16 protein-coding genes are annotated in these 23,019 nt (G+C 61.0%); 5 read left to right on the forward strand and 11 right to left on the reverse strand.

The features are described from left to right. The first annotated feature begins 11 nt into the window (after nucleotides 1-11). Nucleotides 12-4,082, forward strand: coding sequence for a neuraminidase-like domain-containing protein (locus ACIP8I_RS21395; protein WP_400763733.1), 4,071 nt, complete (start codon nucleotides 12-14; stop codon nucleotides 4,080-4,082). Then, entirely contained in the window at nucleotides 4,075-8,748 is a 4,674-nt protein-coding gene (locus ACIP8I_RS21400; protein ID WP_400763736.1) for a collagen binding domain-containing protein, read from the forward strand. Before ACIP8I_RS21395 ends, ACIP8I_RS21400 begins: the two co-directional genes overlap by 8 nt. A gap of 55 nt (nucleotides 8,749-8,803) precedes the next feature. Here the strand turns inward: ACIP8I_RS21400 and ACIP8I_RS21405 are convergent, their stop codons facing one another. Genes ACIP8I_RS21405 through ACIP8I_RS21430 form a run of 6 tightly spaced genes read right to left on the reverse strand, consistent with a single transcriptional unit; the run spans nucleotide 8,804 to nucleotide 15,523 of the window. Next, nucleotides 8,804-10,135, reverse strand: a complete 1,332-nt coding sequence (locus ACIP8I_RS21405) for a DUF58 domain-containing protein (RefSeq protein ID WP_400763739.1) — start codon at nucleotides 10,133-10,135, stop codon at nucleotides 8,804-8,806. Next, entirely contained in the window at nucleotides 10,132-11,133 is a 1,002-nt protein-coding gene (locus ACIP8I_RS21410; protein ID WP_400763742.1) for an AAA family ATPase, read from the reverse strand. Before ACIP8I_RS21410 ends, ACIP8I_RS21405 begins: the two co-directional genes overlap by 4 nt. Continuing rightward, a complete protein-coding gene (locus ACIP8I_RS21415) occupies nucleotides 11,130-12,293 on the reverse strand; it encodes a DUF4350 domain-containing protein (protein ID WP_400763745.1) in 1,164 nt (387 codons plus the stop codon). The genes ACIP8I_RS21410 and ACIP8I_RS21415 overlap by 4 nt, the downstream gene beginning before the upstream one ends. After that, nucleotides 12,290-13,837 carry a DUF4129 domain-containing protein gene (locus tag ACIP8I_RS21420; protein WP_400763748.1) on the reverse strand — a complete coding sequence of 516 codons (1,548 nt, stop codon included), beginning with the start codon at nucleotides 13,835-13,837 and terminating at the stop codon, nucleotides 12,290-12,292. Before ACIP8I_RS21420 ends, ACIP8I_RS21415 begins: the two co-directional genes overlap by 4 nt. Then, entirely contained in the window at nucleotides 13,824-14,801 is a 978-nt protein-coding gene (locus tag ACIP8I_RS21425; RefSeq protein WP_400763750.1) for a stage II sporulation protein M, read from the reverse strand. The genes ACIP8I_RS21420 and ACIP8I_RS21425 overlap by 14 nt, the downstream gene beginning before the upstream one ends. Next, a complete protein-coding gene (locus tag ACIP8I_RS21430) occupies nucleotides 14,798-15,523 on the reverse strand; it encodes an RDD family protein (protein ID WP_400763753.1) in 726 nt (241 codons plus the stop codon). Before ACIP8I_RS21430 ends, ACIP8I_RS21425 begins: the two co-directional genes overlap by 4 nt. 181 nt (nucleotides 15,524-15,704) lie before the next feature. Here ACIP8I_RS21430 and sbcB point away from each other — a divergent pair, with 181 nt between their 5' ends. Beyond that, nucleotides 15,705-17,135 (forward strand): exodeoxyribonuclease I, encoded by a 1,431-nt coding sequence (sbcB, locus tag ACIP8I_RS21435; RefSeq protein WP_400763756.1) that lies wholly within the window; start codon nucleotides 15,705-15,707, stop codon nucleotides 17,133-17,135. A 103-nt stretch (nucleotides 17,136-17,238) separates the two neighbouring features. Here sbcB and mvaT read toward each other — a convergent pair whose 3' ends face one another. Next, nucleotides 17,239-17,616 (reverse strand): histone-like nucleoid-structuring protein MvaT, encoded by a 378-nt coding sequence (gene mvaT, locus ACIP8I_RS21440; RefSeq protein ID WP_003227581.1) that lies wholly within the window; start codon nucleotides 17,614-17,616, stop codon nucleotides 17,239-17,241. A gap of 337 nt (nucleotides 17,617-17,953) precedes the next feature. Between mvaT and purU the strand changes: the two genes are divergently transcribed. Together purU and ACIP8I_RS21450 are read left to right on the forward strand one after the other, a co-directional pair. After that, nucleotides 17,954-18,802, forward strand: coding sequence for a formyltetrahydrofolate deformylase (gene purU, locus ACIP8I_RS21445; RefSeq protein ID WP_003227580.1), 849 nt, complete (start codon nucleotides 17,954-17,956; stop codon nucleotides 18,800-18,802). An 87-nt stretch (nucleotides 18,803-18,889) separates the two neighbouring features. Next, entirely contained in the window at nucleotides 18,890-19,057 is a 168-nt protein-coding gene (locus ACIP8I_RS21450; protein ID WP_166496444.1) for a hypothetical protein, read from the forward strand. 88 nt (nucleotides 19,058-19,145) lie between these two features. On the opposite strand, the gene ACIP8I_RS21455 is transcribed toward ACIP8I_RS21450, so the two are convergent. The 4 genes from ACIP8I_RS21455 to ACIP8I_RS21470 all read right to left on the reverse strand — a co-directional run bounded on the left by ACIP8I_RS21455 (nucleotide 19,146) and on the right by ACIP8I_RS21470 (nucleotide 22,994). Continuing rightward, nucleotides 19,146-20,141 (reverse strand): YbhN family protein, encoded by a 996-nt coding sequence (locus tag ACIP8I_RS21455; RefSeq protein ID WP_400763761.1) that lies wholly within the window; start codon nucleotides 20,139-20,141, stop codon nucleotides 19,146-19,148. Further along, on the reverse strand, nucleotides 20,138-20,914 hold the full coding sequence (locus ACIP8I_RS21460; protein WP_400763764.1) for a DUF2334 domain-containing protein: 777 nt from the start codon (nucleotides 20,912-20,914) through the stop codon (nucleotides 20,138-20,140). Before ACIP8I_RS21460 ends, ACIP8I_RS21455 begins: the two co-directional genes overlap by 4 nt. Further along, on the reverse strand, nucleotides 20,907-21,998 hold the full coding sequence (locus ACIP8I_RS21465; RefSeq protein WP_400763803.1) for a glycosyltransferase family 4 protein: 1,092 nt from the start codon (nucleotides 21,996-21,998) through the stop codon (nucleotides 20,907-20,909). Before ACIP8I_RS21465 ends, ACIP8I_RS21460 begins: the two co-directional genes overlap by 8 nt. Nucleotides 21,999-22,229: 231 nt before the next feature. Further along, nucleotides 22,230-22,994, reverse strand: coding sequence for a methyl-accepting chemotaxis protein (locus tag ACIP8I_RS21470; protein WP_371859049.1), 765 nt, complete (start codon nucleotides 22,992-22,994; stop codon nucleotides 22,230-22,232). Nucleotides 22,995-23,019 lie beyond the last annotated feature (25 nt).

Genomic DNA, 23,019 nt, shown 5'->3' on the forward strand with positions numbered 1-23,019 from the left:
AGGACAAGATCATGACTCAACGCAATCTGGCTCCATTGTTGGAAAAACGCCGCACAGCCTTGGTCGATTACTGCATCGGTCAGGTTGCCAGGCACAAGTACGCCTTCGTGAAAACGCCGCAGGATCTGTTCGAGTTGTTGCGCATGGACCCGCTGGACAACTACCCGGTGCAAAGTTCGTGGGTCGCCGAGGCGACCAGTAGCGCGCAGCAATTCATTCATGCGGCGTATCGCAAGCTTGAGCCGGGCTACAAAAACACGACTTTTCCAGCGCAGGACCTGAAACTCTGGGAGCTGTACAGCAATTACCCCGACTGGGCGGCGCTGGCGTTGATCGCGGTCTATCCGGAAAACTTCATCAACCCCTTTGTGCGGCAGCGCAAGACCCGTTTGTTCAAGGCTCTGGAAAATGACCTGAATCAAACGCGGCTGACCGGCGATTCGGTGCAGCGTGCGTTGCAGGGATATCTCAAGGTATTCGAGCAGACCTGCAACCTGGATGTCATCAGTGCTTGTCTGGATGGTAATCCGGAAAGCCGTGCAACTTACTATTTCGTCGGCCGGCAGCGGGTGCAGCCATTTCAGTATTTCTGGCGCAAGGCTGATATCGAACTCACCGCTTCCGGCAATCCGGTCAACCCGGCGGCATGGAGTGAGTGGCAACCTGTCGACATTCCGGTGGGGGGCCGGGTTCTGGATATGCGGCCGTTATTCTGGGGCGGACGCTTGTGTCTGGTGTGGGCTGAATGGCGTGAAGAGGTGCGTGCCAAGGATGACGAGAGCTACCTGCCCCACAAGCTGGATATCAATCTGGCGTTCATGAGCCAGAACACAGAATGGTCGGCACCGCTGAGCTTGTATAGCGCTGACCAGGACAGCGACAACAGCGCGGGTGCCCGGTTGCTCGCGACGACGTTGGCCGATGACCTCATTCACCCCAAGGGACGACTGGGTGTATTGCTCACCAATGACAAGACCGGCACGGCTGCGTTGAGGGTGCGCGCAACCCGTGATGTGCTCTTTCGCCCGTTAGCCGAAGACGACGGCAGCTGGCTTGATCACCTGGCCACTCATCGCTTCACCGATATCCTGACCTTGCAGCATCCACTGACGCCGAAAAATCAGCCGGTGGTCGCGATCAAGAGCGAGACTTCGGGGAACCTGACGGCTTATTACGGGCTGCAGGCGGTGTTTTCGGAGGTTGGTACATATGATTATCTGTGGGTCAGGGGGCTGTGCCGGGCGAGGAGCGGAGTGGTCAGCGGATCCGCCGAGTTCGAGCTGGAACTCATGAATGGCGCCGAAGGCGACCCTGTACCTCTAAAGGCATCAAAACCGCTTGCAGGCGGATGGGCCACCAACTGGATGCAACTGAAACGCACGAAGAGCGGTTTCACCGGGTTGGTCGAGTTCACTTTGCGTGGCACAGGCCAAGGCAGCAGGACCTTTACAGTCTTGCTGACCAGGATTACCCGTTTCGCACCGCCGACGCTGGAGAAGAACGCGCTGGATGCAGCACAGTTCATCGGTTTCAGGCAGCCCGGAATGTTGCAGCGCGCTCGCTTGAATTCACTGTTTGGTCCTGAACTGGTGCAGCTGAGCAATATTTCCGTGGATGCGGTACTGGACTGGGACACCCAGTTCCTGACGGAACCGCCTCCGGCCGCGGGGGCTATCGCCGAGCCGAACGGGGCGTTCGACGGGGCCAACGGTCTGTATTTCTGGGAGCTGTTTTTTCATCTGCCGCATTTGGTGGCGACCCGTCTGCGGGCCGAGGATCGCTACCTGGAAGCGCAGAACTGGCTGCATTACGTGTTCGATCCGCAAGCGATCGAAACGTCGGTCGAGCCGAAGAAACCGCGTTATTGGCGCTGCCGCCCTCTGGCGAGCGCCGGGAATGTGGGGCACGAAGCCCTGATGCCGACCGACCCGGATGCGATCGCCTATGCCGCACCCCAGCATTACCAGATTCTGGTGTTCACCGAATACGTGAAGAACCTGGTGGCGTGGGGCGACTGGTACTACCGTCAGCTCACCCGGGATGCCTTGGTGGCGGCGAAACTGTGTTATGTGCAGGCGCAGTTTCTGATGGGCAAGCCGCCTTCTGCCCGGGCAGTCACCCGCTGGCAAGCACAGACGGTAGATGACTTGATGAAACAGAGCGCGAGCCGCCCGGCGCTCGAGCAGTTCGAGCAGAAACTGCGGTTTTCCCTGGCTGACATTCCTCCCGCTGCCGAGGCGTCACCGTTGATGGGCCTGCTGGCGAACGAGCCGTTCAAACTGCCGATCAATGAGCAGTTGCTTGACCTGTTCGACTGGCCGGGACAGCGCCTGAACAACTTGCGCAACAACCTGACCCTGGACGGCAAGCCACTGGACGTTCCGCTGTTCAGCCCGCCGACCGATCCCAACCAGTTGTTGCGCGATCTGGCCGCTGGCGGGGTGGGTATGCCGCGACCGATGGGCGGACGTCTGGTGGTGGGCGCCTTTCGCTGGCGCGTCAGCTACGAGGCGGCGTTGCGCGCCGTGCAGACACTGCAGGAGTACGGCAGCCAGGTATTGCGCCTGCTGGAACAGCGCGATCGGGCCGAACAGGAAGAACTGCAGCAAGAGCACCTCAAGGAACTGGGCGACTACGCCCGCACTGCTCAAGAACAATCCATTACCCAGCTTGAAGCGAGCCTCACAGCTTTGGGCCAGAGTCAGGCCATGGCCCAGCAAAGGGCCGATCGATACAAGGCCTGGTACGACGAACACATCAGCGATGCCGAATACCAGGTCATGGAAAAGCTGCAGGCCGTCAAATGGATGAATGCCGGGACGCACGCGATCAAGACTGGAGGCGCGGTCGTGGGTGCCCTGCCGAGCATTTTCGGCATGGCCAACGGTGGCCATCGTCCAGAAAAGATTGCTGATGCCGTGGTTTTCGGTCTGGAAATCGGCGCGATGCTGCTGCAGATCGACGCGGATAAACAAGCCATCACCGAAAGCTACCGCCTGCGCCGCAGGGAGTGGGAGTTGCAACGGGATCAGGCACTGGCCGAAGTCGGGGCGCTCGCCGAGCAGATCACCGCGCAGACATTCGCCCTCGAGGCGGCCAGGACGAGTCTGGAGCAAACCCTGCGGGCCAACGGTCAGGCACTGGTGCTCTACAACTACCTGAAGAAACGCGCGACCAATGCAGAGTTGTTCGGCTGGCTGCTGGGCCAGCTCAAGGCCCTGCACTATCAGGCTTACGATGCGGTGGTCAGTCTGTGCCTGAGTGCCCGGTCGTCGTTGAGTGCTGAAACCGGCGATTACGAAACCGCTGAGGCCTTGCCGCAGGTCTGGCTGGACAACCGTCACGGGCTGACCGCCGGTGAACACTTGCGTGAATACCTGCTGCGTATGGATCGCCTGTACCTGCAAAGTCATGAGCGCCGCCTGGAGCGGGTCAAGACCATTTCGTTGCGACGGCTGTTCGATGACAAGGTGGATCCGCAGACGGGATTCTCCGACTGGACCCAGGCACGGGACGAGTTGATCGACAAGGGCATGCTGGAATTCCAGCTGACGCAGTTGTCTTTCGATCGCGATCACCCGGGCGAGTATTGCCGGCTGCTCAGTCTGGTCGAGGTCGACCTGCCCGTACTGCTTGGACCTTATCAGGATGTGCAGGCGACGCTGCTGCAGGTCGGCAGCATGACTGCTACCCAGGCCTCGGCGCGCTCGGTCGAGTACCTGCATCAGCCGGCGGGCAAAGTGGCGCCGGTCGAGGTGCTGTTCAATCTGCGCAGCGGCCAGCAGATCGGTTTATCGGTGGGGATTGCCGACACCGGCATGAACGCCGGCAAACCGGACGAAGGCTTGCTCAACCCGTTCGAGAACACCGGCGCGGTATCACGCTGGCAATTGCACTTTCCCTGGCCGCAGAGCGAGCGGCAAGCGCCGATGCTCGAATCACTCACCGACATCATTCTGCGCGTCCGCTACACGGCCAAGGCCGGTGAGCCGACGTTTACCCTCGCTGTCAAAGACCTGGTCACCCGGGCGCTGACGTCCCGCCAGTCAGGCAATATCAAAGGAGCAGGCCATCATGGTTGAACCCGTCATTCAGGCTAATGAAAGTCTGGTGCTCAATGGTGACTTCAGCGAGGCCTTGAGCCATTGGGAAAAGGGGCCGGTTAACAGCCGTTGGGTTACGGTCGTGGGCGAGCCGTACGAAGGTACACAGATCAGGATGCTTTCAGTAGGAAACCTTGGCTCTGCCTTTCAGGAAATGACCGTACCTGTAACGCCGGGCGCCGGAGCCAGGTATGTGCTGAGTTTCCTGTATGAAACGCGGCATACCGAAGCGGGCCGCATGATATTCACTGATGAAAGTGGGATCACGCTGAAAGAAATCCCGTTACCGCCCGGCAGCGTTCGTAACCTTGAAGAGGACCAGGCACGGATCACTCTTGGGTTGCCGCTGGAATTCAGACCGATCAAGTACAACGCCGCGCTCGATTTGCCTTTGCAGCGCCAGGACAGGATTCGCGTCACAGTGGTCGCTCCGGGTAATGCTGATCCAGAGGACTATCACCTGAAGGTTTTGAGCACTCGTATTCGCCTGGACGTGGAACTTGAGCCCGCGCGGATGCAGACGGTGAAGGTAGACGCGGAGCAGTTGTCACCCGGCAAGCTGGTTTACCTCTGCCTGGGCGTGGACGGGAGCTTCCAGCACCAGCTCGCGTTCGTACTCGACCCCGACAGCCCCTGGCTGCACACCAAAGCGGCATTGGTGAGCGATGACAATCCACGAGGCGCGGTTACTGCGACGCCTGACTGGGGCGTCGATCAACCGCTGGATTCACCGTGGATCCTGCAGTGCCCGCTGATCGGTGATCAGGATCCTTACTTGTTCACGGTGCAACTGGTGAACCAGTACACCGCCGAGCCGTATTCGATGCAAGTCTCGCTGGGGCATCACCGGCTGGTGTTCCGTGAGGTACTGGAGGCCGCGTATTTTCCGGTGCTGGAGTTGACGCAATCGGTGCGTCTGGGGGTGCGAGTGGCCTCCTGGTACACCGGTCAGTATCTGGCCGGTCGCACGGTGACCTGGGCGAGTGAGGGGCTGGGGGTGCTGAGCACGACACCGACCGACGCCGAGGGCTGGGCGTATTTCGATTACCTGCCAACGGTCGCTGGCAAACTCGCTATCCAGGCTTCGGTGGCAAGCCTCTACTATGCCAGTGGGGTCGAGACCACGACGCTGGACGTTCTGGTGCTGGCGACTGATCCATGGAAGGATCTACTGGCGGTGGTAGAAAACAACGCCTTGCCCTGGGCGCAAAAGACCGGTTATCCCAATCGTGGCTCGACGTATCTACTGAGCGTGCGAGTGCCTGAAGTGTTACGCGATACCGAATTGGCAATGCACTGGGAAGGGGATTCCGCAGCACAGTTAGGCGTACAGGTACGTCCCGAGCTGGAAGAATTTGTCCCCGTCGGTACCGCCGATCTCAACTGGGAACTGGTCTGCCGGGACGAGCTCGACGGGCGTTTCCAGTTGCAGCTGTCGTGCTCGAAGTTACTGCTGCGTTCAGACAGGAAACCGATGTCACTGGCACGCAATCTGGTGCGCATTGGCGACGTTCAGGAGGCCAACAAGTTTCCCGTGGTGGACGAAGGCGAGAGCGTGCTGCTGCGTGTGCAAGTGGTGCATGTGGTCGCCAGCGGCGAAGGTGATCCGGTCAACAATGCACGGGTGGACTGGGAGACACCCGAAGGCACGATTGCCACCCGATCGGGGATCGGTGGCTGGGCCAGCGTGCTGTATCAACCGAGCCGCGCCGGTGAGCTGGTGGTGAATGCTCGCGTGCGGGCGCATGACGAAGCGGTGCCGATGGAGCGACCGTTTGCGGTCAAGGCACTGCAGAGCAGCCCTTGGAAAGGCAAAATCAACATCCTGTTTGACGGCAATGAGGTTGACCTGACCGAATTGGGCCTGCTGTGCTGGCGCGGAGACCCGCACACCCTGCGGATACAACCCACGCCCGGCAGTTCGCTGATTGGACAGATGATCACGCTGCAATGGCGTGGCGAGCCGCCGGGGATCGGCTTGACCGTCTCGGATATCGGCAAGCCGCTGATGCTTGAGCCATCAGGGCTGGAATGGCGCTTCAGTTCGCAGATCGCGTCGAGTACCAGCAGCCTGTTCAGTCTGGCCTTGAGCACCCCGGGGCTTGCATCGCCCCGGGAATTGTTTGGTCGGTTGATTTCCACGCAACTGATGGATGAATTGACGCTGATGCTGGATCAGGTGACCGCCACTGCCGCGAGTCAGACACTGTTCCCGTGCATTGGCGCCATACACACCTTGCGCTATCTGCCCAAAGCCTTGAGTCCGCTGGTGGGTTTGCAGGCAACGCTGGTGTGGCAAGGCACGCCGGCTGATGATCTGGAAGCGAGCATTGAACCGCCCCTCGATCAAGCTCAAAAAATCAGTGACGGTGGTGTCGGCTGGAGTCTGGATTTCACCTCGAGCAAGGTCTCCGGCGCCTTTAGTGTGGGGCTTTTCCTGTCTGCCCTGGATCGCTCCATGAGCACCAATCCGATGCAGCTCGCTCACAACAAGCTGCGAATCGAAGACTGGCGTGAGTCAGCGATTGACGCCGTCATCGGCAAGGATAAGGCGTGGAGCTGGATCAGGGTGGTTTCGGCGTTCACCGGGCAAGCGGTGGCACAGGTGGCAGTGCAGTGGAAATACGCTGGCAGTTCAGACACCGTCGTCAGCGATGCACTGGGCTGGTCCGGGTTTGCGCTGGTGCCGAGCAGTCCCGGTGAGCAGAACGTCGTGGCCAATGTGTTCAGCCCGTTCGACGGTTATGAAGAGCAGCGCGCCTTGTCCTTTACAGCACTTGGCCGTGACCCTTGGGAAGATGTGCGGGTGCTTTTCGATGGGCATGATGAACATCCATGGGGCAGTCACACCTACTTTCCGCGACGCAATGGCTCACATGTCATCGAAGTACTGCTTCCGAAAGGCAGCCCGTTGTTCGAGCAGGAGCTGACCCTGGGCTTGACCGGCACCGGCCCTGCGGAACTGGGTCTGAGTTTCGAACCTGCGCTCGGCGCATCGCGCCCCTCGGCAAGCGGTTTGAGCTATTCCCTGCGTTGCGCCGACCTGAAGGACGGTGGCTTCGCGCTGCGCCTGGGAGCGGAGCGCCTTGCCAGCTTGTCTCCGGCCAATGCGATGTCGCTGGGGGAGGGGGCGCAGGTGTGGAAACTGCTCACCCATAGTAGCGTTCAGCAAGTGGTGGAATGGGAGCAGGAGCTGGTCGAGCAGGTGACAGTGGTGTCGTCCATTTCCGGTCAAGGTATCGCCGGGGTATTGGTGACCTGGCGCAACGAGGATCTGGGGGCGGTCAGCAGTCTGACCGACTTTTATGGTGTTGCCACTGTGCGCTTCAAACCGCAGACGCCGGGCGCGGCGGTAGTGACGGCGAGTATAGGAGGCGCGGTTCGTTCGGAGTCGGTTGATCTGCCGTACACGCTTGAGGAACCGCGAGTAATCATTGAACTGTATGAGCCGGAAGATTCACGCTTGCCACCCAATGAGGAGCGCGCGCACGCCGTTGCCAAAGTGGTGTCCGCACGCACCGGTTTGCCGCTGGCGGGTGTGCAAGTGCGCTGGGATTTTGCCGGGACTGCCTTGACGCCATCGGTGACGGATGAGGAGGGTCTTGCCCGTTTGACCTTTACCTATCCGGCTGACTCGCAGGGAGTTTTATCGGCCGTTGTCCGAGGCGGGCTGGGTGGCTGGGATATGGCGCAACTGGGGTATTACGGCATAGTGCCGGTGATTGAGTCGTTGACCAGCCCCGCGCAAACTATTCTTCCCGGCCAGCGAATCATTGCGGAAGTGACCGTTGTATCGCATTCAAGCGGCAAGCCCGTTGGTGGAATAAAAGTCGTATGGGCGTTTCCAGGAAGGAATTTACCTGACACCAAAACAGGAGTTGACGGCAAATCGCGGGTGGACTTCGAACAGTGGGAGTTGGGGACTTTCGTACTCACTGCAACGGTAGGCTTCCAAAATTCACAATCGCTGGAATTTTTCGTTAGTCATGACTTGGAGCTAAAGGATCTGACGGTGGCCAGTACGGCTGTGCAACTTTCCAAACCGCAGTCTGCGCAGGTACAAGTGCTGAACCGAACTACCGGCAGGCCTGCAGAAAATATAGAGGTGACCTGGTCTTTAACGGCAAATCAATCGGTAGTGGTGACAACTGATGCGAGCGGCTGGTCTCGGCATTCGGTTCTGCCGACGGAGTACCCCGACACCGGAATAGCAAGGCTCAGTGCTTCCGTGAGGAGCGGGCGAGACGGTGTCACGGCTGGCGTTGATGTATGGGTGAGCGACTATGTCAATCGTATGATAAACGAAGTTGGACTGTTGGCCGACGATTTGCTCATTACCATGCCGTTTCATACGATCAGTCCTCTAGTGCAAGGCAGCGAGGTCAGCATTCAGGGAGTTTTTCCAGTCGATATGATCGGTCGGCAATGCTCTGTCGGATGCACTCATCCAGGCATCATCTTTACTCCAGCTATAAATGTGCTAAGGAGAGTCGACCAACGCATTGTCCTCTGGAAAATGAAGGTAGATGTTCCCGTGCAAACGCAATTTGCGATGTCGTTGTATAGTCCGGGCATAGTTGGTTCACATGGTGCTCGATTCCGGGTCATCGCGCGGAGCGCGAATGAGGATGCAGAAGATAAATAACGCGGCACTGACTGGATGCCGTTAGCGGCGTGAGCTTTCATCTGTTCCCACGTCGTTAAATTGCTCCGATCTTCTTCCAGCTCAAGTATCGCGTCACCATTGCTGAGCCCAGTTCCTCAGGGCGCACATCCAGCACCTGAACTGCATGAGCATTCAACTGCTCATGCAGTTCGGCCCGGGCATTGAGGTAGTCCACCGTGCCGCAATAGGTCAGTGCTTCGGGCAGTGTTTGTACCGGGGCATTGCGCACGCGGTCGAGGGTTTCCTCGCGCAGGCTGACCACCAGCACTTGATGCTGCTGGCTCAGACGTTTGACGCTGGCGAGAAGGTCTTCGCTGTCCTCGTCACGCAGGTTGGTCAGCAGCACGATCAGCGCCCGGCGCTTCTGCCGGGCCAACAGCTGGCTGGTCGCGGTCGAATAGTCGGCAGGACGCTGACTGCTGTCCAGATCATAAACGGCGTTGAGCAGGACCTTGAGCTGACTGGCACCCTTGATTGGCGCGAGAAAACGCGGTTGCGCGACGGCGAATATGCTCAGCCCCACGGCATCCCCCTGACGCAGCGCGACATGGCTCAGCAGCAGACAGGCATTCAGCGCATGGTCGAAATGCGACTGTTCGCCATCCTGGCTGCGCATCTGCCGCCCGCAATCGAGCATGAAAATAATCTGTTGATCACGCTCGTCTTCATACTCGCGGGCAATCGGCGTGCGCTGGCGGGCGGTGGCCTTCCAGTCGATCTGGCGCAGGCTGTCGCCCTCGCGAAATTCGCGCAACTGATGAAATTCCTGACCCTGCCCGCGACGCTGGCGCTGGCGCACACCGAGCTGGCTGAGCCAGTTGTCCACCGCCAGCAACTGCCCACCGTAGAGCTTTGCAAAATCCGGGTAGACGCGGATCTCGCCGCTGACGGCGAGCAGGCGTTTGCCTGTCCACAGACCGAACGGGCTGGGCAGGTTGATTTCGCAATGCTCGAAGCTGAAGTGCCCGCGCTTGAGCGGGCGCAGGCGATAGCCGACCGCGCTGAATTGCCCGGGTTGCAGTTCAATCGCTAGCGGCAGGTTTTCGAAGCTCAGGCCCTGTGGCACGTGGTCGAAAATCTCTACCGCGACCGGCTCGATGAAGTCATGGCTGAGCTGCAGCCGCACCTCGCTCCAACGGCCGAGTGCCAGGCTGCCTGGCATCTGCCGCTGGATGAGCGGCGAGGGCAGTTTGTTCAGGCGCAGCGCATCGATGAGCGCAAGCACCAGCAGGGCCAGGAGCAGACCCCAGTTGATCGACAACAGCGTGGCGGGCACGTCGATGTCGAGGGCTTGCAGCGTGCCCAGCAGCGTGCCGACGGCCAGCAGAATCGCGAGCCAGATCAGCAGCAGGCGTGACGGTTTCACAAGCGCGGCGCCGGCACTTGGTCGAGCAATTGCTGCAACACCTGATCGACCTGCAGGCCTTCAATGTCCAGCTCCGGCGCCACCCGCACCCGATGGCGCAGCACCGAGAGCGCGCAGCCCTTGATGTCATCGGGAATCACGAACTCGCCACCGCGCAGCAACGCGCGGGCGCGGGCGCACCGCACCAGCGCAATCGAGGCACGCGGCCCGGCACCGAGGGTCAGGCCAGGCCAGGAGCGGGTGCTGCGCGCCAGGCGCACGGCGTAATCGAGCACTTGATCGTCAATCGGCAGATCGCTGGCGATGCGTTGCAGGGCTTGCACGTCCTTGGCTTGCAGGACGGTGCGCAGCGGCTGCACATCAAGCATGTCGGCGCGGGTCGAGGGGCTGACCTGACGCACCATGTTCAGCTCTTGCTCGGCCTCGGGGTAATCCATGCGTACCTTGAGCATGAAGCGGTCGAGCTCGGCTTCCGGCAGTGGATAAGTGCCTTCCTGCTCGATCGGGTTCTGGGTGGCGAGCACCATGAACGGCTGGGCGATCGGCAGCGCCCGACCTTCGAGGGTGACCTGGCGCTCCTGCATCGCTTCAAGCAACGCCGCCTGGGTTTTTGCCGGGGCGCGGTTGATCTCGTCGGCCAGCAACAGGTGGGTGAACAGCGGCCCCTTGCGCAGCTTGAACTGCTCGGTGTGCAGGTCGTACACCGCGTGGCCGGTGACGTCGCTGGGCATCAGGTCCGGGGTGAACTGGATGCGCGCGAACTCGCCGCCGAAGCAGCGCGCCAGCGCCCGCACCAGTAAGGTCTTGCCCAGCCCCGGAACGCCCTCAAGCAGCACGTGGCCGCCGGCGATCAGCGCGGTCAGCACATCGTCGATCACGCTGTTCTGGCCGATCAGGGCCTTCTGCAATTCGCCGCGCAGCGCTTGCGCCAACTGGCTGGCACGCTGGCGTTGCTGGGCGGCGTGGCTGGCGCTGCCGGGCTCGATCTGTTCACTCATAGCGTGTTCCTCAAGGTTTGCAGGTGGGCCACCTGGCGACTGAAATCGGCGCTGCTCATGCGCTGTTTCGGCACCGGGCTCAGGGCCTGACTGATGGCGCGGGTCGGCTGGCGGGTCAGACGCGACAGCACCAGCCATTGCTCGGCCACGTTCAATTGGTCGAAGCCGGGATGACGGCGGCGGGCTCGGCGCAGCACGTCCTGTTGCAAGGCTTGCAACAGCGTGTGCTGACCGTTGTGGCGCAGAATGAAATCGGCACTGGCGCGCAGGTGCTCCTGCAACTGCCGGCGGCCACTCGCGGCGGGCGTCTGCAATGGCCCGTGGCGCACAGCAACGTGCCACAGGCCGAGGCCGATCAGCGCCAGCAGGGCGACGATGGCTTGCGGGAAGTAACGCCAGAGCAAGGTCAGCAGACCATCATGCACCGTGTTGAAAATCAGCGTGACGTCAGTGTCGGCGCTCAGGTACCAGAGCAGCCAGGCGTTGTCGTGCTTGTTGATGGCCGGGGTCTTCCACAGTTCGGCATCGGTGACCACGGTGATCGAGCCGAGGCCGTACGGCAGTTGCATCATGTGCGTGGCCTTGGCGCTGTTGGCCCAGGCCTGGGCGAGATTGTTCGGATCCTCCAGATGGAACGCGGTGTCGAAACCGGCGTAGGCCGGCGCGTCCTCGTCTTCCAGGTAGAGCTTGGTCAGGTTCGGGTACGGATCATCGGCCAGCTCCGCCGGCGGCTCCTTGAGATCCTTGCTCAGGGACTGGTGCAACTGCACCCGATCCAGCAACAGGTCAGCGCTTTGTCTGGCCTGCTTGTCCCACAACGCTTCGGCCACGAACACCAGGCGCCCACCGGCGCGGGCCCAGTTCAACACTTGATCGACCTGACGCGGGGTCATGCGCGAACGTTCGCCGAACAACAGCAGGGTGTGCCGACGCGGATCGATATCCGGCAGCACCGCCAGCGTTTCGGCATGGCCGACGTTGAGCCCGCGTTCACGCAAAAACATCTCTGCCGCCAGATAAGGATTGGCCTGCGCCTGGGGCGAAGGGCCGTGATCGATCACTTCCTGATAGGGCCGGGCCTTGAGGTACAGATAAACGCTCAACGCCGCGAGCAGGGCGACGATCAGCCCGCCGAGCAGCCACGCGCTGCGCCGGTTCAAGTGCGCGCTCCATGGTCGAACAAGGCGCGCCAGCCGTCACACAGTTCCTGTTGCAGATGCGCCGCCGGTATGCGGTGCCCGTACGCCATGTTCTGCCAGTGCTGCGTCAGGCTGCGACTGAACGCCAGCAGTTCAGGGCGCTGCAGTTGCTCGACCCGCAGCAGCACTTGATGCTCGGTGTCAGCGGGTTTCAAGGTCAGGGCAAAGTCGTGCAGCAGACGGCTGAGCAATCCGCGATAGAGCAGGCCCAGCGCGGCGCGCGGCTGGGTGTGCCAGAGTTGTTCGGCACTGGCGGCGATATCGTCGGGCAGGGTTTGCGGGCTCAGGTCCAGGCCAAACGCTTGCTGCGGTGCAGGTGGCCTGATGCGGGCGGGCAGCTTCGGCCGACGGCTGACGAAGGTGCGCAGGAACTCGCGATAGCGCCAGATCAGCCAGCCCACAGCGGCGATCAACGCTCCCCACAACAGCACTTCAATCAGGCCGGCCAGCGCATTGAAGCGCTGACTGTCCAGCCAGCCGAGCAGGGTTTTCAGCCATTGCGGCGCCTCACCGGGTTTACCCTCGGCCGGGGCTGCCGGGTCGTCGCCAAAGCGATAGCGGGTCACGCTTTCCTTGTTCTTGAACGGTGGTTGTTCGAGCATCGCCTTGATGCTGTCGTGCGCAGCCTGACTGGTCAGCGGTTGGTGCAGCAGGCGGGGTGCCTCCGGTGCGCTGGCGGGATCGGCCGCAGCCCATACGGGTGGCACCGCCGGCAGCAACAGACAGACCGCCAACAACAAACCCACCGCGCTGCTGTTCAGGCGCTGGCGCAAACGGCGGAATACCAGCTCGATGTCCCACGCTTCCAGTGTGGTGCGCCGGTTCAGATACAGGCTGAAACCGCAGGCGACATAAATCGGTTCCCAGACCACCAGTACCAGCGCGTAGAAAGCGTTGGTCAGGTGTTCCAGCCAACGCCAGTGGTGATCGGTGTCGAGGATCAGCGATTGCCAGTCCCAGTCGGTTTCAATCTGCTGTGGCAGCAACATGTAGAACAGCACCATCAGGCCGATCCACAGTGCGGTTTCCAGATGCATGCCGATGATCGTCAGCCATTGCGCGGCGCCGGCATTGCGTTGCAGCAACACCTGCAAGCGTTGCTGACGGGCGGTACCGTCGAGGCCTTCGAGTTGCAGCACCGGCAGCAGGAAACTGCGACTCAGGCTCAGGCGGCGCCAGGTCAGACTGGCCAGCCATTGCGGTTTGAGCAGCCGCGGGAACTCACGTAGGGCTTGTTTCAGTGTCGGTGTTTCGCCGAACAGGGCCTTGGACAGGATGTACAGCGGCAGGCGTTCGTAGACCGGTTTCAGCCACCAGAAAATCAACACCGCCAGCGACGGCGAATCCCACAGCAACAAGGTCAGCACGGCGAACAGCGGCAGAGTGACGATGGCCCAACTGGTCATCAGCAGGCGTCGATGCTGTTGGCTCATGAGCACGCCCAGGTCCATGGCTTCCCAGCTGGTGCGCGGGCGGATCGCCACCGTGGCGTCACTCAGGCGCATGGCGTGTCCTTCCGGCGAACAGCAGATAGACCGCCACTGCGATCCACAACGCGGCACCGACCGCATATTTGATCGGCGGTGTGACCCCGGTCTTTGACGACCAATACGCTTCGATGAACGCCGCGATCAGCAGGAACAGCATGACGCCGCACACCAACTGCACGCTTTTGCGCGCCGCCTGCACCAGCGCCTCACCGCGCGTCAGCCACCCCGGCGCAATCACTGCCCAGCCGAGTTTCAGCCCCGCAGCACCCGCCAGGGCAATGGCGCTCAGTTCGAAGGCGCCGTGGCCGATCACGAATGACCAGAACGTCTGGCCAAAACCGATCTCGGTCAGGTGCCCGGCCACTGCGCCGATGATCAATCCGTTGTAGAACAGGAATAACGCGCTGCCGACGCCCAGCAGCAAACCGCTGGCGAAGGTCTGAAAGGCGATGCCGATGTTGTGCATCACGTAATAACCGAACATCACCCAGTCTTCGCTGGCGGCCCGTTCGGCCGAGCGCCCGAGGTGCCCGGCCACCGGGTCGTACATGCTCTGCATGTCGCGCACCTGTTCGGTGGGGATCAGGTTGTAGACCAATTCGGGAAAGGCATACACCAGCAAGGCAAAGCCGATCAGGCTGCCGAAAAACACCAGACCGGCGGCCAGCACGAACGGCCATTCGGCACGCACCAGTCGAGGGAAGTCAGCGAGGATGAAACCCAGCAGGTTGGCGCCGAAACGACTGCGGTGCCGATACAGCTGCTGGTGGCCGCGCAACACCAACTGTTGCAGCGAGTCGATCAGAAAACTGCTGTAACCACGCTCCTGTGCCAGCGCCAGATGCTGGCAGAGGCGTCGATAAGCCTTGGGGAAAGCGGCCACCTGCGAGGTGTCCTTGCCGTGTTCGAGGCGTTCGAGGGCCAGGGTGAAGCGCTTCCATTCGGCCTTGTGGCGAGTTTCGAAAAGACTCTGCTTCATGTCGGACCCAACAAGCCGCGGGCGATGCCGTTAAGCTCACTGACGGCTTTGGGCGCCGAGATGTGCAGCGGCTGGGCCAGCAGCGCGGCCAGCTCGTTGACCCGCGCCGGCGACAGTTCAGCCTGGCGTTCGGCGAAGGCGAGCAGGGCGCGTTGTTCGCCGAGGTTGAGCGGCACCGGTGAGCGGCGTGGCTGGGCGTCAGGTAATTGCGGGCGGAGCAGGGCGCGTTCGCTGTAGACCACCAGAGTGCCGGCGGCGATGTCGCCGAGGCGTTTGAAGGTGGGATGCTGCAGGCAACTGATGGCGCCGAAGGCATAACCGAACGGCAGCAGATCGACAAAACGCAGCAGGTTGCGCAGCAGCGAGGCCGACCAGCCGATCGGTGTGCCGTCATCGTGGATCACCCGCAGGCCCATCCATTGTTTGCCCGGCGAACGGCCCTGACGCAGCACTTCGAACAGCACCATGTACCACCAGCTGACGGCAAACAGCAGCAGCGAACCCAGGCCCATGCCGAGCTGGCCGAGAAACGCCAGCAGCAGAAACAGCACGCCGAGGATGGCCCCGCGAATGCCCAGGTCGATGCCGAAGGCGAGGCTGCGCACCATCAGACCGGCCGGGCGCAACGGCAGGTCGATGCCCTCCGGCGTTTCCACTTGATAGCGGGTATCGAGTGGCGGGTTCAGCGGTGCTTTCCGTGGCAGTGCTGTGTTCTCGAGCATGGGCTACCTGATGGGGCCGGATCGGGATGCGAAGTCCGTCCGATGCTAGCAGCCTCTTGGGGGAAAACGACATAACTATGTATTGCACATCGTGTGTTGCGCGGTGGTTGAATGACACAGCGCTGGCCGCGACGGCCGTTCAACGCCTAGACTTTGCCGATCTTCAGTTCAGGAACCGCCCGTGACTTCAATCTTCTGGTACGACTACGAGACCACCGGCATCAATCCGCGCAACGACCGTCCGCTGCAGGTCGCCGGGATTCGCACCGACCACGACCTCAATGAAATCGACGAACCGGTCAACCTCTACTGCCAGCCCAGCGAAGACATCCTGCCGCACCCGGCGGCGTGCGCGATCACCGGTATCACCCCAAGTCGTCTCGCCGAACAGGGTCTGAGCGAAGCCGACTTCATGACCCGCGTGCACGCACAACTGGCGGCGCCCGGCACGTGCGGCGCGGGTTACAACACCTTGCGTTTCGACGACGAGATGACCCGCTACAGTCTCTATCGCAATTTCTTCGATCCGTACGCCCGTGAATGGCAGGGCGGCAACAGTCGCTGGGACCTGATCGATGTGGTGCGTGCCGCGTATGCGTTGCGCCCGGAGGGGCTGGTCTGGCCAACCGATGACCAAGGCAAGGTCACCCTCAAGCTCGAATGCCTGACGGCCGCCAACCACATCGACCATGGGCATGCCCACGAAGCACTCTCGGACGTGCGCGCCACCATCGCGCTGGCGCGGTTGATCCGCGAGAAACAGCCGAAGTTGTATGACTGGCTGTTTCAACTGCGCAGCAAGCAAAAGGTCATGGATCAGATTCGTCTGCTGCAACCGCTGGTGCATATCTCTGGACGATTTTCGGCGGCGCGGCACTATGTCGGTGTGGTGCTGCCCTTGGCCTGGCATCCGCGCAATCGCAATGCGCTGATCGTCTGTGACCTGCACCTTGATCCGCAAGGCTTGCTGGACCTGGATGCGGAAGCCCTGCGCCAGCGCCTGTATACCCGCCGCGACGATCTCGCCGAGGGTGAACTCCCGGTGCCGCTCAAACTGATTCACATCAATCGCTGCCCGGTGGTGGCGCCGTTGTCGGTGTTGCGCGCCGACGATCAGCAGCGCCTGGGCCTGGACATGGCGCTGTATCAGGCGCGTGCACTGCGGCTAAGTGACGCACAACAAGTCTGGAAAGATAAAGTCGCGGCGATTTACGCCAGCGAAGACTTCACGCCGAGCGAAGATCCGGAACAGCAGTTGTACGATGGATTCATCGGTGATCGTGACCGGCGTCTATGCGAGCAAGTGAGGGCGGCGGATCCGGCGCAATTAGCGCAAGAACACTGGCCGTTCGATGATGAACGTCTGCCGGAATTACTCTTTCGATATCGCGCACGTAACTTTCCCGATACGTTGAATTCCGAGGAGCAAGAACGCTGGAGAATATTCTGCCAGCAGCGTTTGTCCGAGCCGCAAATGGGCGCGCCTAATACCCTGCAATCTTTTGCCGAGGCCGCGCAGCAATGGGCGCTTAGTGCTACGCCGATACAGAATCAAGTGCTCAATGAGTGGCAGAATTATGTCCAGGCATTGCGCAAACGTTTGAATCTTTGAAATCGAACATAGTGTGCCCGTGAAATGCCGGGCATAAAAAAACGCCAGCATATGCTGGCGTTTTTCATGGGCCGCAGAATCAGTCTGCGACAGGCGTTGCGGCTTAGCCCAGCAGGGTAGCCCAGCCTTCAACCACGTCACCGCCCCACTTGGCTTTCCACTCTTTCAGAGTCTTGTGGTTGCCACCTTTGGTTTCGATGACTTCGCCGTTGTGCGGGTTTTTGTATTGTTTAACTTTGCGCGCGCGCTTGGTGCCGGTAGTTTTGACTGCGGCGCCACGGGTGCCTTTGGTTTTCGATTCTGGATCCAGCAGGGCGATGATGTCGCGCAGGGACTTGGAATATTCGCCCATCAGGGTGCGCAGTTTGCCTTCGAATTCCAGCTCGGCTTGCAATTTGTCGTCTTGCGACAGGTTCTTCAAACGCGCTTGCAGCTCTTTGATTGCTTCTTCGGTGGCGCGATATTCGTTGATCAAGGACATGGTAACTACCTTATGCGGATGTGTTGAATGGCAGGGACAGTGCCGCAATAATAGTCAGGCTGTTTCATCAAGTAAACATTTAACCGGTTTTTTTATTTGAATTAGTTACGTGAAATAACCGTTGAATTGAATGGTCATTTAAATAATGTGATGCAGTCATCACGAGTATTCACAATTATCTGGCCGAACAGCTTCACTGCAGGACTATAGTTTCGCTGCACGTGGCGTCAGACGCCGCGAATCGGGCCTGCCTGCGGGGATGTGGTCATCAATACTGCAGTTTCCGCGCACAGTCGCTAGAATGGCCGCCTTTGCGAAGTTCTGGAGTTTCCCCCCCATGCGCACCTTTCGGTTGGTGATTTCCTGCCCTGACCGCGTTGGCATCGTTGCCAAAGTCAGTAACTTTCTGGCATCCCACAACGGTTGGATCACCGAAGCGAGCCACCATTCGGATAATCAGAATGGCTGGTTCTTCATGCGTCACGAGATCCGCGCCGATTCGCTGCCGTTCGGTATTGAAGTGCTGCGCGAGAAGTTTGCGCCGATCGCCGAAGAGTTTTCGATGGACTGGCGCATCACCGACACCGAGCAGAAGAAACGCGTGGTGCTGATGGCCAGCCGCGAATCCCACTGCCTGGCCGACTTGCTGCACCGCTGGCACAGCGACGAGCTCGATTGCGAAATCTCCTGCGTGATTTCCAACCACAATGACCTGCGCAGCATGGTCGAGTGGCACGGCATTCCTTATTACCATGTCCCGGTTAACCCGCAGGACAAGGAGCCGGCCTTCGCCGAAGTCTCGCGTCTGGTCAAACAGCACGATGCCGAAGTGGTGGTACTGGCGCGCTACATGCAGATCCTGCCGCCGGCGCTGTGCCGCGAATACGCGCACAAGGTGATCAACATTCACCACAGCTTCCTGCCGTCGTTCGTCGGTGCCAAGCCATACCATCAGGCGTCGCTGCGCGGCGTGAAGCTGATCGGTGCAACCTGCCACTACGTGACCGAAGAGCTGGACGCCGGTCCGATCATCGAGCAGGACGTGGTGCGTGTCAGCCACAGCGACAGCATCGAAGACATGGTGCGTTTCGGCCGTGACGTCGAGAAGATGGTGTTGGCCCGTGGCCTGCGTTATCACCTTGAAGATCGCGTGCTGGTGCACGGCAACAAGACCGTGGTGTTCTGATCGGACCTGCGCGTACTTGAATAAAGAAGGGCCTGGGCGTTCAATCGTCCCAGGCCCTTTTTCGTTTCAGCCCTTGAGGAACTGCCCGTGAGCGATCCACTGGACAAAGCCACTTCGAAAGCACCTGCCACTCTGGGGGAGGGCTGTTTGAGCCGCTACGATCCGGATGATCTAAGCCCGGAGGATGGCACCGAGTTTCCCGGGGCTGCCGAGCTATGGGAACAGGTGAAACCCGAGCCGGAGGGAGAGGCCTGAAAAGATCGTCCGATCGCGGTCCGAGCCTGCGGCAGCTCCTACATTGAAATGCGATCCCCTGTAGGAGCTGCCGCAGGCTGCGATCTTTTCAGGCTTGTCGAATCTTCAGCAGCTTCTTGAGCAATGGCCGCCCGAGCATCAGCAAAAACACCGGCCCGCCCACCACCAGATAGAAATAGAACGTCACCACCCGCCAGATCAGGATCGCTGCCGCTGCGGTGGATTTGCCGACCATCGGCGCCAGCAGCGCCGCCGAGGTCAATTCTGCGGCGCCCGCGCCTCCGGGCAGCAGGCTCATTTGACCAGCCCCCAGCGATAACATCTGCACCAGGAAACTCCAGGCCCACTGCAGGTCCGCGCCCAGTCCGCGCAAGGCCAGGTACAGCACGCTGTAGCGCAGCAGCCAGTGCACGCAGGTCAGGGCGAAGACTTTGATCAGGGTCTGCCACGGCAACTTGAGCGTATCGATGAACGCGGCGAGAAAATGCAGCAGCTTGCGTGCCCAGCGCCGGCGAGTGGCGGGCCGCACGTTCAGGCGAGCGAGCAGGCGCCCGCTTAAAAGGATCAGGCGGCGGTGGTAGCGCGCCAGCAGCACGCAACTGAACAGGCCACCGAACAGCGACACCGCACTGACCATCAGCAACCATTCGAGGCGGTCACTGAGGTGCTGAAACAACGCGTAAATCAGGATGCCGCTCAAGGCACAGAGAAAGAACAGCAGATCGCTCAACTGATCCATGGCAAACACCGCACTGCCACGGGCCGGGCGCACACCGCTGCGCGCCAGCAACGCCATGATCGTCAGCGGCCCGCCACTGCCGCCGGGCGTGGCGCAGTAGGCAAACTCGGCGGCCATTACCACGCCGAGGCTTTTCAGCGGTGTTACCCGCTCGCGTTGATCGCCCAGCAGCAGGCGCAAGCGCAGGGTGTTGATACCCCAGCAGAGCAGAATCATGCCGAACATGATCAGCAGCCATTGCAGTGGGAAGTTTTGCAGGCGCGCACCGATCTCGCCGCCGCCGAGCAACACCGGGATCAGTACAGCAGCGAGCAGGCCGATCAACAGCACAATGCCGCGACTCATGCAGCGCGCTCCATTCGCCCGCGTTGCTCGCTGAGCCATTTGATTTTGGTCATGGGCGTGCGTCCTTCTGCCAGCAGCCGTTCAAGGGTTCGTAGCCAGTAATCACGTGCGAAGGCGTGGCGCATGTCTACCGGGTGCAAGCCTAGACGAATCACCGGTGCGTCGCGCCACTGCTGTTCGCGTTGCTCGCTGACAAGTTTCGACAGACCCCGGCGCCAGGCACTGCGTGCGCTCCAGACCAGACCGGGGGCGTTGATCGGGGTGAAATCCGGCAATTGATAAAGATGTTGCGGGTCGCTGCTGTAGCGCAATGGTGTTTCGCGAAGCGCCTGGCGCGTGCCCTCGCTCATCAACCAGGCCGGGGCGACGAAGCCGTGCAACGGCCATTCATTGCGCCGGAACAGTTCAATGCCGTCGTGCAGGCGAGCCAGGGCGGCTTCGCGGGACAGGCGATAAAACTCGCCTTCGTGAGTGTAGATCCGGCGCATGAACCAGTCGCGCGGCGTGGTTGGTGCCGGCTCGCGGTCGTCATGGAAAAAACCGTGCAAGGCCAGTTCATCGCCACGGGCCAGCCGCTCGCCGAGCATTCGGCAAAACGCGGGATGATCCTCAAGCGCGTCGTGGCCATGGAAATCCGGAACGACCAGCCAGGTCATCGGCACGCCGCCCATTGCGTCGACCGCCTCGACAAATGGCCGATAATCCGCCCACGTCGACGGTGCCACGTCGTGCAGCACCAGCAGCACTGCGCGGTCATTCAAGGAATCAGCCATTGGCCACCCTTGGCAGCGAGTGACCGAGCACCGCGTGATAGTGACCGAGCAAGCTGTCGACCACACTGTCCCAGGAATAACGCCGTTCAACGTGTTGCCGCGCCTGTTGGCCGAGTTTCACACAGCCGCGACTGAACAGCTCGCGCACCGCATTGGCCATGGCTTGCGGGTTGTTCGGCGCACAGAGCAAACCACAGTCTTCGGCGACGATTTCTTCAAATGCTCCGGCCGCCACGGCGACCACCGGAATCCCGCAGGCCATGGCTTCGAGGATCACCAGACCGAAGGTTTCTTGATCGCCGGCATGCAGCAGGGCGTCGGCGCTGGCCATCAACCTTGCGACGGTGGCGGCGGGACAGAACCCGTCGATCACGCTGACATTGTCCGGAACCACAGCGGGCATCGATGAACCGACCAGCAGCAGGTGATAGCGTGGGCCGAGACGTTGCATGCATTTGAGCAGTATCGGCAGGTTCTTCTCTTTGGATCCGCGCCCGGCGAAGATCAGCAGGCGGGTGTCTTCGGCAATCCCCAGTTCGGCGCGCAAACCGTTGTCGCGGGCGTCAGGATGGAAGGTATGCAGATCGACCCCCAGCGGCTGCACGAAGACGTTGCGCACCCCCAGGCCCCGGAGCTTGTCGGCCATCACCTGACTCGGCGCCAGCACCCGGTCGAAGTTGCCATACAGTTTGCTGACGTACGCCTCGACATTCGGCGTGACCCAATGACCCATGCGGTTACCCACCAGCAACGGCAGATCCGAGTGATAAAAGCCGATCACCGGCACGTCCAGTTGCCGTCGTGCATCCAGCGCCGCCCAGGCCGTCAGGTACGGATCGCCGACTTCGATCAGCTCCGGCTGCAAATCCTGCAGGACGTTGCGCCAGGGGGCGAGACGCACGGGGAAGCGGTAACCCTTGCCGAAGGGCAGGGCGGGAGCAGGCACCGTGTAGACGCCATCGTGTTCACTCAAGTGCGCGCCGGGGATCAGCAGGCTGTGGCGAATGCCCGGTTTGACGCCCAGCCGACGATGCTTGGCGTCCAGATAGGTGCGTACGCCGCCGCTGGCCGGGGCGTAGAACATGGTGATGTCGGCGATATGCACAGTGATCAACCCTCCGCTGCGTTGCACTCCCTTGGTTGACCTTTATCCAGAATAGATGTTCGGTCGGGAATACACGGTGGGGTTTTTTGCGAGGTGTTGTGGTGTTTGACAGGACGCCTTCGCGAGCAAGCTCGCTCCCACAGGGATCTGCAAACGACACAGATAAAATGTGGGAGCGAGCTTGCTCGCGAAGAGGCCAGGCTCAGCGCCCTAGATGCGGAAGCTGCCAACCAGTTGCTTCAGGCGCGAAGCCTGCTGCTCCAGATCCGAACAGGCGCGCAACGTCGCCTGCAGGTTCTCGACGCCTTCCTGGTTCAGCGTGTTGATTTCGGTGATGTCGACGTTGATGGATTCCACCACTGCGGTCTGCTCCTCGGTCGCGGTCGCCACCGACTGGTTCATCCCGTCGATTTCGCCGATACGCTGGGTCACGCTGTTCAGGCGTTCGCCGGCGAGGTTGGCGATTTCCACGCTGTCCTGGCTGTGGCGCTGACTGTCGCTCATGGTGCTCACCGATTCACGGGCGCCGACTTGCAGCTCCTCGATCATGGTCTGCACCTGCTGCGCCGATTCCTGAGTGCGGTGCGCCAGGTTACGCACTTCGTCGGCGACCACGGCAAAACCGCGTCCGGCTTCACCGGCCCGCGCCGCTTCGATCGCGGCGTTGAGTGCCAGCAGGTTGGTCTGCTGGGAGATGCTGGTGATCACTTCGAGGATCTGCCCGATGTTCACGGTTTTGCTGTTCAGCGACTCGATGTTGGTGCTGGAGGCGCTGAGCATGCTCGACAGTTGATTCATCGCCTTGATGCTGCGATCCACCACTTGCTGGCCGTCTTCGGCCAGACCACGGGCGTCGCTGGCCTGGTTCGAGGCTTGCGCGGCGTTGCGGGCGATTTCCTGGGCGGCGGCGCCCAGTTGATTGATCGCGGCGGCGACGCTGCTGGTGCGTGAGGCTTGCTGGTCGGAGTTGTACATCGACGAGTTGGACGCGGCGACCACG

The organism is Pseudomonas sp. NPDC088414 (assembly GCF_044753325.1).
In the GTDB taxonomy this organism is placed as follows: Bacteria; Pseudomonadota; Gammaproteobacteria; order Pseudomonadales; family Pseudomonadaceae; genus Aquipseudomonas.